This is a genomic window from Pseudomonas sp., assembly GCF_026224925.1.
Lineage (GTDB): Bacteria > Pseudomonadota > Gammaproteobacteria > Pseudomonadales > Pseudomonadaceae > Aquipseudomonas.
The window spans coordinates 1-9,314 of the sequence record NZ_JAMFRV010000498.1; the positions used below are offsets into that span (position 1 = coordinate 1).

The window sequence follows — 9,314 nt, forward strand, 5'->3', positions numbered from 1 at the left end:
AATTCGGTCCCACAGGTTTGAACTGTAATCGCTGTGGGACCGAATTCATTCGGGAAGAGAGCAGCGCGGTATTTCAGAAAAACCGCGCCACCTATTCAGCGTGACTTACGCCAATTTCTTGTGACGTACACGGTGCGGCTGGGACGCAGAATCGCCCAAGCGTTTTTTGCGGTCGGCTTCGTACTCGGTGTAGTTACCTTCAAAGAAGATCGCTTGCGAGTCATCTTCGTAAGCCAGAATGTGCGTTGCAACCCGATCCAGGAACCACCGGTCGTGAGAGATCACAATGGCAGCGCCTGGGAAGTCGAGCAGCGCTTCTTCAAGCGAACGCAGGGTTTCCACGTCAAGGTCGTTGGACGGTTCGTCGAGCAGCAAAACGTTGGCGCCCTCTTTCAGGGTCAACGCCAAGTGCAGACGGCCGCGCTCACCACCGGACAAGTCCTTGACGAACTTCTGCTGATCGCCGCCTTTGAAGTTGAAACGTCCGACGTAGGTACGCGACGGAATTTCATAGTTGCCAATGCGAATTTGATCGGAACCGTCAGAGACCATTTCCCACACGGTTTTCTTGCCGTCCAGGTCGTCCCGGCTTTGATCGACGCAAGCCAGTTGCACGGTGTCACCAACTTCGATGGTGCCGGAATCAGGCGTTTCCTTGCCCATCAACATACGGAACAGGGTTGATTTACCCGCGCCGTTACCGCCGATCACGCCGACGATTGCGCCCTTGGGCATCGCAAACGACAGGTTGTCGATCAACACGCGATCACCATAGCCCTTGCTGACGTTCTTGAACTCAATAACCTTGTCGCCCAAACGTGGACCGGCAGGGATATAGATTTCGTTGGTCTCGCTGCGCTTCTGGAATTCCTGCGATTGCATTTCTTCGAAGCGTTGCAAGCGCGCCTTGGACTTGGACTGACGTGCCTTGGCGCCTTTACGAACCCATTCCAGCTCGTCTTTCATGGCCTTTTCATGGGCCGACTGCTGCTTGGACTCTTGGGCCAGACGATCGGACTTGGCTTCGAGCCAACCCGAATAGTTGCCCTCGTACGGAATGCCCGCGCCGCGGTCGAGTTCGAGAATCCAGCCAGCGACGTTGTCGAGGAAGTACCGATCGTGCGTGATCGCAACCACAGTGCCCGGGAAATCGTGCAGGAAATGCTCCAGCCAAGCCACGGAGTCAGCGTCCAAGTGGTTGGTCGGTTCGTCGAGCAACAACATGTCCGGGGCCGACAGCAGCAAGCGGCACAGGGCTACCCGACGCTTTTCACCACCGGACAGGTGCTCAATTTTCGCGTCCCAGGCTGGCAAACGCAGTGCATCGGCTGCGACTTCCAGTTGGCGCTCAAGGTTGTGGCCGTCGCTGGCTTGCAGAATGGCTTCGAGCTTGGCTTGTTCTGCCGCCAATTTATCGAAATCTGCATCGGGCTCAGCGTACTCGGCGTACACCTCATCCAAACGCGTTTGCGCGTTTTTGATCACGCTGACGGCTTCTTCGACCACTTCACGCACTGTTTTGGTCGGGTCAAGTTGAGGCTCTTGCGGCAAGTAACCGATGTTGAGCTCTGGCATTGGACGCGCTTCGCCGTCAAATTCAGTGTCTACACCGGCCATGATTTTCAACAGCGTGGATTTACCCGATCCGTTCAAGCCCAGCACGCCGATTTTGGCGCCGGGGAAAAACGACAGGGAAATATTTTTTAGAATTTCCCGCTTCGGCGGCACAACTTTGCTCAGCCGATGCATGGTGAAAACGTATTGAGCCATGAAAAGAAAACCTGGTCTGTGACGATGAATAGAGTGCGAGCTTAGCGCGAGCCTCGACAATAGCGATTGAATTTTATTTATCGACGGCACTTGTCGCCAGACAGAATGCAGCCTTGAATAGAACATTACCCCGATCAAAAGCCGATTGCCGACTTGGTGCTTACTAGATCAGGATCAATACTTGCTTGCAGTGGAGTCGCTATCGTACGAATGGGGCTACACGGCACGTAGGCCAAAGCTACCCGAATGCACACCACAGGGCAAACCACACAGCCCAACGGGACTGGCACCTAGCCACACTTCAAGGCATGCTAGGCGCCCTTTGGGCGTCCGGCTTATAGTGCATTTCGCACCCGCTGCTTCAGTCCAGTCGTCAGGATTAACGCTTGCCCAAACCGATGATGTCTTCTTCTCTGCGTAGCCCTCTTGGCGCGCCAACGGCGCCTTTGCGTGGCTCACTGAAGGGCGCGCTGGCCGCTTTGGTTTTGCTCATGCTCGCGCTGCTGTTGTGGCAGTTGGTCGATCAATTCCAGCAAAGCCAGGACCGCCTGCGCCAACGCAGCCTCGACTACAGCGCTCTGTTTGCTGACCGTTTGAGCCTGAACATGGCGCTCAGTGCGCAGGCGGCACTGAACGTTTTGGACAGCCATAAACAGCACCCTCAGATCGCCGACCAGCAAGCCCAACTGCTGCAGACGCTACATGCGGCCTTACCCTCGCTGCGCAGTGTGGCTTGGTTGAGCGCCGCCGGCGAAGTGCAGGACAGCAGCAGTGATGCAGCGCCCTCAGCTGATGCGGCATTTCTCGCGCAATTGACTCCGATCCTTCAAGGCCGGCCTTATTATTTTGCGAACGCAGCTGACGGTGCTCAATTCTATTTATTAGTGCGCCGGCCAGACGAAGGAACAAAAGCATATTGGGTGTTGCGCCTTGCACCCGAGTTTTTGTCCTCACTGACCCACCAAACCGCTCAGGACTTCAAGCTCAAATGGCAACTGGAGAACATCACATCCCAGCACATTTTTTATCGCGACGACGTCAGCGCACATGACCCTAGCCCTACGCTAACGCCCCAGGGCCATGGCGACATTCAAGATGTCTTGCTTTCACCGCTGATTAATAGCGACTGGCAACTGCGCGGAATGTTCGACGCGGGCAGCGCTCGCCAAGCCCTGCTGCCGCCGTTGATTGGCAAATGCCTGATGGGGTTGTTGTGTTCGTTACTGCCGCTGTTGGTGCTGGCAAACCTGCGTCGCCGGCAACGGCAACTGTATGAGAGCCAACGCCGCTATCGGGACATATTCGACGGTACCGACGTCGCTTTGTGCGTCCTGGACCTGTCAGGACTTCCAAACTGCTTTGAGCAACTGCAACTTAAGAACGCTAACGACCTGAACCGTTTAGTGGAAACCGACCCGCAGCGGTATCAGGAATTGCTGCAACAATTGCAGATTACCGAAGTCAATCAAGTAGCACTGAACCTGCTTAACGTCGAATCCAGCGCACAAGCGTGGGTGCAACTGTTCAAAGATGGGATATGCAGCCAACCGGGGGTTGGCCTGCAGTTGATCGGTGCCATGTTTGACGAAAAGAATGCGCTCGAACTAGAGATCCTTATTTGCAACGCCCAAGGCGAAGATCGGTATTTATGGCTGAACATGCGGGTTCCCAAGCAATCCGCCGACTTCGTGTCGGTCATTCTCAGCATCAGCGATATCAGCAGCCGCAAGCGCGTCGAGTTGTCGCTAATTGAGCGTGAACGCTTCTGGTCGGACGTGGTGCGCACCGTACCGGACCACCTGTATGTGCAAGAATTGCCCAGCCAGCGAATGGTCTATAGCAACCACAACCTTGGTCAGACGCTGGGCTACAGCAAGTCAGACTTGCACGATATGGGCGATTTTTTCTGGGAAATATTGCTTCACCCGGACGATGCCGAGCTTTACAACAACATGCGCAAGCAACAACGCGAAAACGGGCATGTCGAGCTGTTGCAATGCCAACTGCGCTTTCGCGACAGTCGTAACCAATGGCGACGCTTCGATATACGCGAAAAAGCGTTGGCGCGAGACAAGGACCATCAAGTCACACGAATCATCGGCGTGGCCAAGGACATCACTGAGCAGCAAGCGGCCAGCGAGTCTCTGCGCGACAGTGAGCGGCGTTACCGGATGCTGGCCGAAAGCATCAGTGACGTCATTTTCGCTACCGACAGCGCATTAAAACCCAACTACGCCAGCCCCTCGGTTTTTGGAATGCTGGGCTATAGCGCAGAGTGGATTATCCACAATGGCTGGCAGTCGATCATTGCCAATCCCCAGCAACTGATCGGCATGTACTCATTGCTTGAACGTGTCACTAACGCTTTGGGCAAACCAGACGAGCTGGCGGCATTACGGGCCAGCCTGCCTATCCAGCTATTTTTGTTCGACTGTCTGCGTGCCGACGGTCGAAAAATCCCGATAGAGCTGCGGCTGGTGCTGGTCTGGGATGACCAAGGCGTGTTCGAGGGTATTCTTGGTGTTGGCCGTGATATCAGCCAGCAACGTCGCGCGGAAAAAGACCTGCGCATGGCCGCCACGGTTTTTGAGCACTCCACGTCAGCGATCCTGATCACCGACCCGGCGGGCTATATTGTTCAGGCCAACGACGCTTTCAGCCGCGTCAGCGGTTATGCCGTGGCCCAGGTGCTGGACCAACTGCCGACGTTGCTGACCGTAGACGATCAGCAAGAGGCTCACTTGCGCTACATCCTGAAACAACTGCACCAGCGCGGCAGTTGGGAAGGCGAAGTCTGGCTTAAACGCCGCAGTGGCGAGCACTACCCCGCGTGGGTCGGCATCACCGCCGTGTTCGACGACGAAGGCGATCTGGCCAGTTACGTATGTTTCTTCAGCGACATCAGCGAACGCAAGGCCAGCGAGCAACGCATCCACCGCCTGGCCTATTACGACGCATTGACCCACTTGCCCAACCGCACATTGTTTCAGGACCGTCTGCACACTGCGCTGCAGCAGGCCGAACGCCAGCAAGCATGGGTGGTGCTGATGTTCCTCGACCTTGATCGCTTCAAACCGATCAACGATTCCTTGGGCCACGCCGCTGGCGACCGCATGCTGAAGGACATGGCCACGCGCCTGCTGGCTTGCGTCGACGACGACGACACCGTGGCGCGCATGGGCGGCGACGAATTCACCCTGCTGTTGCAACCGCGCGTCAATCGAGAGATAGCACTGAACCGGGCGATCCATGTGGCTGAGCAGATACTTAGCAGCCTGGTGATTCCTTTCGTTCTGGAAGGCCGCGAGTTTTTCGTCACGGCTAGTATCGGGATCGCTCTCAGCCCGCAAGACGGCAGTGAGCTGAGTCATCTGATGAAAAATGCTGACACCGCCATGTATCACGCAAAAGAGCGCGGCAAGAACAACTTCCAGTTTTATCAGGCCGACATGAACGCCAGTGCTCTTGAGCGCCTGGAATTGGAAAGCGACCTGCGGCATGCACTCGAACAGCAAGAGTTCACCCTGTATTACCAACCGCAGTTCAGTGGCGACGGCAAACGCCTAACAGGCGCGGAGGCTCTGTTACGCTGGCGTCATCCGCGGCGCGGCCTGGTGCCACCCGTAGAGTTCATTCCCGTCCTTGAAGAGTTGGGGCTGGTGGTGGAAGTTGGCGATTGGGTGTTGACCGAGGCCTGTCGACAGCTCAAGGCCTGGCATAAAGCCAAGGTTCGGGTACCTAAGGTGTCGGTCAATATTTCCGCTCGGCAGTTTGCCGACGGCCAGTTAGGCACCCGCATTGCGACCATCCTCAGCGAAAGCGGTCTATCCCCCGCGTGCCTGGAGCTGGAACTGACAGAAAGTATCCTGATGCGCGAGGTCAACGAGGCCATGCTGATTCTCGACGGCCTGAAGCAGTTGGGGCTGAGCATCGCAGTCGATGACTTCGGCACCGGTTATTCGTCGCTGAATTACCTCAAGCAGTTCCCCATCGACGTACTGAAAATCGACCGCACCTTCGTTGATGGCCTGCCCTCGGGTGAACAGGATGCGCAAATTGCCCGCGCAATCATCGCCATGGCCCACAGCCTGAACTTGGCGGTGATCGCCGAGGGCGTTGAAACCCACGAGCAGCTTGAGTTCCTGCGCGAGCACGGCTGTGACGAAGTCCAAGGCTACCTGTTCGGCCGCCCCATGCCACCCACCCGCTTCGAAGCGCAATTCAGTAATGATGCGTTGTTTATGTTTGATTAGCAGCCGCAAGTGGCAAGCCCCAAGCGGCAAGAAGTCCGCGTGTAGCTTGAGGTTTGTAGCTTGCAGCTCAAATCCCGCTCATCTGGCACATGACTGCCTTTCATATGCCATATAAAACCTGATGGGTTAGAATGCTGCCTCTTTTCTACTGCCCCGATCCATGAGGACCGCCATGTTCAGCCGTGATTTGACTCTCGCCAAGTACGACTCCGATCTCTTCGCCGCTATGGAGCAAGAAGCCCAGCGCCAGGAAGAGCACATCGAGCTGATCGCCTCGGAGAACTACACCAGCCCTGCCGTCATGGAAGCCCAAGGCTCGGTGTTGACCAACAAGTACGCTGAAGGCTATCCAGGCAAGCGTTACTACGGCGGTTGCGAATTCGTCGACGTGGTTGAACAACTGGCCATTGATCGCGCCAAAGAACTGTTCGGCGCCGATTACGCTAACGTTCAGCCACACGCTGGTTCACAAGCAAACAGCGCGGTCTATCTGGCCTTACTGCAAGCAGGCGATACCATTCTGGGCATGAGCCTGGCCCACGGCGGCCACTTGACCCACGGCGCCAGCGTCAGCTCGTCGGGCAAGTTGTACAACGCGGTGCAGTACGGCATCGACGGCAACGGCTTGATCGACTACGACGAAGTCGAGCGCCTGGCCGTTGAACACAAGCCAAAAATGATCGTGGCAGGTTTCTCTGCTTACTCGCAGATTCTGGATTTCCCACGCTTTCGCGCCATCGCAGACAAAGTCGGTGCCTACCTGTTTGTCGACATGGCTCACGTGGCCGGTCTGGTAGCGGCGGGCGTGTACCCGAACCCGGTTCCTTTCGCGGACGTCGTGACCACCACCACGCACAAGACTCTGCGCGGCCCACGTGGCGGCCTGATCCTGGCCAAAGCTAACGCCGACATCGAGAAGAAGCTGAACTCGGCCGTATTCCCAGGCGCTCAAGGTGGCCCGCTGGAACACGTCATCGCAGCCAAAGCCGTTTGCTTCAAAGAAGCGCTGCAGCCTGAGTTCAAGACTTACCAGCAACAAGTGGTGAAGAATGCCAAGGCCATGGCGGGCGTGTTCATTGACCGCGGCTTCGACGTGGTGTCCGGCGGTACTGAGAACCATCTGTTCCTGCTGTCGCTGATCAAGCAAGACATCTCCGGCAAAGACGCTGACGCCGCATTGGGTCGCGCCTTCATCACCGTGAACAAGAACTCCGTACCGAACGATCCACGCTCCCCGTTCGTTACTTCGGGCCTGCGCTTCGGCACCCCCGCTGTCACCACCCGTGGCTTCAAGGAAGCAGAATGCAAGGAACTCGCTGGTTGGATCTGCGACATCCTGGCTGACTTGAGCAACGAAGCCGTAATCGACAGTGTTCGTGAAAAAGTAAAAGTAATCTGCGCCAAGCTGCCGGTATACGGCGCTTAATAGCCCTGTTACTTGCTGCCAAAAAAGCCCGGCTCATTGAGCCGGGCTTTTTCGTATTTAGACACACGCCATCTTCCCCACGGTGGATAATTAACTTTCGACCTTGGCAAACCCAACCCTAATTTTCTCTTCCGGCAAGTCATCGGCAATAAACACGATCACGCTTTCTCGTTTCTCGCCCTCTGCCCATTCCGTATCCCAATCAAAGCCATACAACTTCAGCACGCCCTGAAACACCATGCGCCGAGGCTCGTTGGCGATGTTGAGCACGCCTTTGTAGCGCAGCAGTTGTTTGCCGTGGTCTTCCAGCAGTTCGTTCATGAACTCGCTGAGCTTGTCGATATCCAGTGGTTTCTCAGTGCGCAGCACCAGACTGGAGATGCGATCAATGGAGGTACCGCCGAGTGACACCGGCCGCAGGTTCATGCTGCCACCGAGGTCAGCGTTGAGGTTGAAACCACGCACGTCCAACAGCTCAGCCAGATCAATCTTGCCGTGTTCAACAATGCGAATCGGTGCGCGGCGGTTGATGCGGGTCAAGCGCTGGCTCAAGGCTTCGAACGCTGCGTCGTCTACCAAATCACGCTTGCTCACCAACAACCGATCGGCAAAACCAATCTGTGCCTGAGCGATGGTCTGGGTCAGGTGTTGCTCGGCATGGGCCGCATCCACCAAGGTGATGATGCCGTCGAGGATGTAACGCTCGCGCAGCTCTTCGTCGATGAAGAAGGTTTGCGCCACGGGGGCCGGATCGGCGAGCCCGGTGCATTCGATTACAAGGCGGTCGAATGCAATTTCACCACTGTCCAACCGCTCAAGCAAAAGGAACAACGCTTTGGTCAAGTCAGTGTGGATCGTGCAGCACACGCAGCCATTGGACAGGGTCATGACTTGCACTGGCTCGCTGCCGAGCAATTGCGTGTCGATACCGGCATCGCTGAATTCGTTTTCGATTACGGCAATCTTCAAGCCGTGCTCGGTTTTAAGCAGATGGCGCAGCAACGTCGTTTTACCCGCGCCGAGAAAACCACTCAGAACGGTCACCGGAATAGGGGTTGAAACTGTCATGGGTACTCCTGCAAATAAAAACGCGCCACGACTGGCGTGGCGCGTTGGATCAAGCTTTACAGCACATCAAGGGTTCAGCAGCACTTGGGCCCGCCTTTCCCACCGTAACGCGCTTCCTGACGCTCTCGAAAAAAGGCTTCGTACGTCATCATCGGCTTGTCCGGGTGCGTCAGCTGCATGTGCTCGACGTAATTGTCATAGTCGGGCATACCCACCATCAGGCGTGCGGCCTGACCGAGGTATTTGCCCAAACGGCTCAGGTCGTTAAACATTTGTGGCGCCTCCGGTGTATCCCGCTTTGCCAGTGCCCAATGGCATGGCCTGGAAAGGTGCTTCTTTATCGGTACGCTCTTTGCTGCCCCACGCCGCTACACCGACCTTGATCGCATAGAACAGAATGGCGAATACCACGAACAGGAACAACCCCGTCAGCACCGCGTTGGTGTACGCGTTGAAGATCACGTGCTGCATCTGGTCGATGCTGGTGGCTGGGGCGAGAATCTGACCTGCGTCCAGTGCCACGCGATATTTGCTGGCCAAAGCCAGGAAACCAAGCGCCGGGCTCGGGTCGAACAGCTTGATGTAACCGGCGGTAGTGGTGCAAATCAGCAACCACACGGCTGGCAGCAGTGGCACCCAGATATAGCGCTGACGCTTCATCTTGATCAGGACCACGGTGGCGAGCATCAACGCGATACCGGCGAGCATCTGGTTGGAGATACCAAACAATGGCCACAAGGTGTTGATCCCGCCCAATGGGTCGATCACGCCTTGGTACAGCAGATAGCCCCACATCG

At 56.4% G+C, this 9,314-nt stretch carries 6 protein-coding genes; 2 read left to right on the forward strand and 4 right to left on the reverse strand.

All coding sequences use genetic code 11. From position 1 onward, the window contains the following. Positions 1 to 105: 105 nt before the first annotated feature. On the reverse strand, positions 106 to 1,770 hold the full coding sequence (gene ettA, locus M0974_RS21225) for an energy-dependent translational throttle protein EttA (protein ID WP_297841286.1): 1,665 nt from the start codon (positions 1,768 to 1,770) through the stop codon (positions 106 to 108). Positions 1,771 to 2,261: 491 nt separating this feature from the next. On the opposite strand from ettA, the gene M0974_RS21230 reads away from it, so the two are divergent. Continuing rightward, positions 2,262 to 6,023 carry a bifunctional diguanylate cyclase/phosphodiesterase gene (locus M0974_RS21230; RefSeq protein WP_297841289.1) on the forward strand — a complete coding sequence of 1,254 codons (3,762 nt, stop codon included), beginning with the start codon at positions 2,262 to 2,264 and terminating at the stop codon, positions 6,021 to 6,023. Positions 6,024 to 6,195: 172 nt separating this feature from the next. Next, complete coding sequence (gene glyA, locus M0974_RS21235) at positions 6,196 to 7,449, forward strand: serine hydroxymethyltransferase (protein ID WP_297841291.1); 1,254 nt, start codon at positions 6,196 to 6,198, stop codon at positions 7,447 to 7,449. A 90-nt stretch (positions 7,450 to 7,539) separates the two neighbouring features. Here glyA and yjiA read toward each other — a convergent pair whose 3' ends face one another. The 3 genes from yjiA to M0974_RS21250 form a co-directional block, all read right to left on the reverse strand. Next, positions 7,540 to 8,517, reverse strand: coding sequence for a GTPase (gene yjiA / locus M0974_RS21240; RefSeq protein WP_297841294.1), 978 nt, complete (start codon positions 8,515 to 8,517; stop codon positions 7,540 to 7,542). Between the two features lie 74 nt (positions 8,518 to 8,591). Continuing rightward, positions 8,592 to 8,789, reverse strand: coding sequence for a YbdD/YjiX family protein (locus M0974_RS21245; RefSeq protein WP_297841296.1), 198 nt, complete (start codon positions 8,787 to 8,789; stop codon positions 8,592 to 8,594). Further along, a partial coding sequence (locus tag M0974_RS21250) for a carbon starvation CstA 5TM domain-containing protein (RefSeq protein ID WP_297841298.1) occupies positions 8,782 to 9,314 on the reverse strand: 533 nt, incomplete at its 5' end. The genes M0974_RS21245 and M0974_RS21250, both read right to left, overlap by 8 nt.

Excerpts from the sequence above, each read along its gene's own strand:
- M0974_RS21245 (WP_297841296.1), bottom strand. The coding sequence starts at position 8,789 with ATGTTTAACGACCTGAGCCGTTTGGGCAAATACCTCGGTCAGGCCGCA.
- glyA (WP_297841291.1), top strand. The coding sequence starts at position 6,196 with ATGTTCAGCCGTGATTTGACTCTCGCCAAGTACGACTCCGATCTCTTC.
- ettA (WP_297841286.1), bottom strand. The coding sequence starts at position 1,770 with ATGGCTCAATACGTTTTCACCATGCATCGGCTGAGCAAAGTTGTGCCG.
- M0974_RS21230 (WP_297841289.1), top strand. The coding sequence starts at position 2,262 with ATGCTCGCGCTGCTGTTGTGGCAGTTGGTCGATCAATTCCAGCAAAGC.
- yjiA (WP_297841294.1), bottom strand. The coding sequence starts at position 8,517 with ATGACAGTTTCAACCCCTATTCCGGTGACCGTTCTGAGTGGTTTTCTC.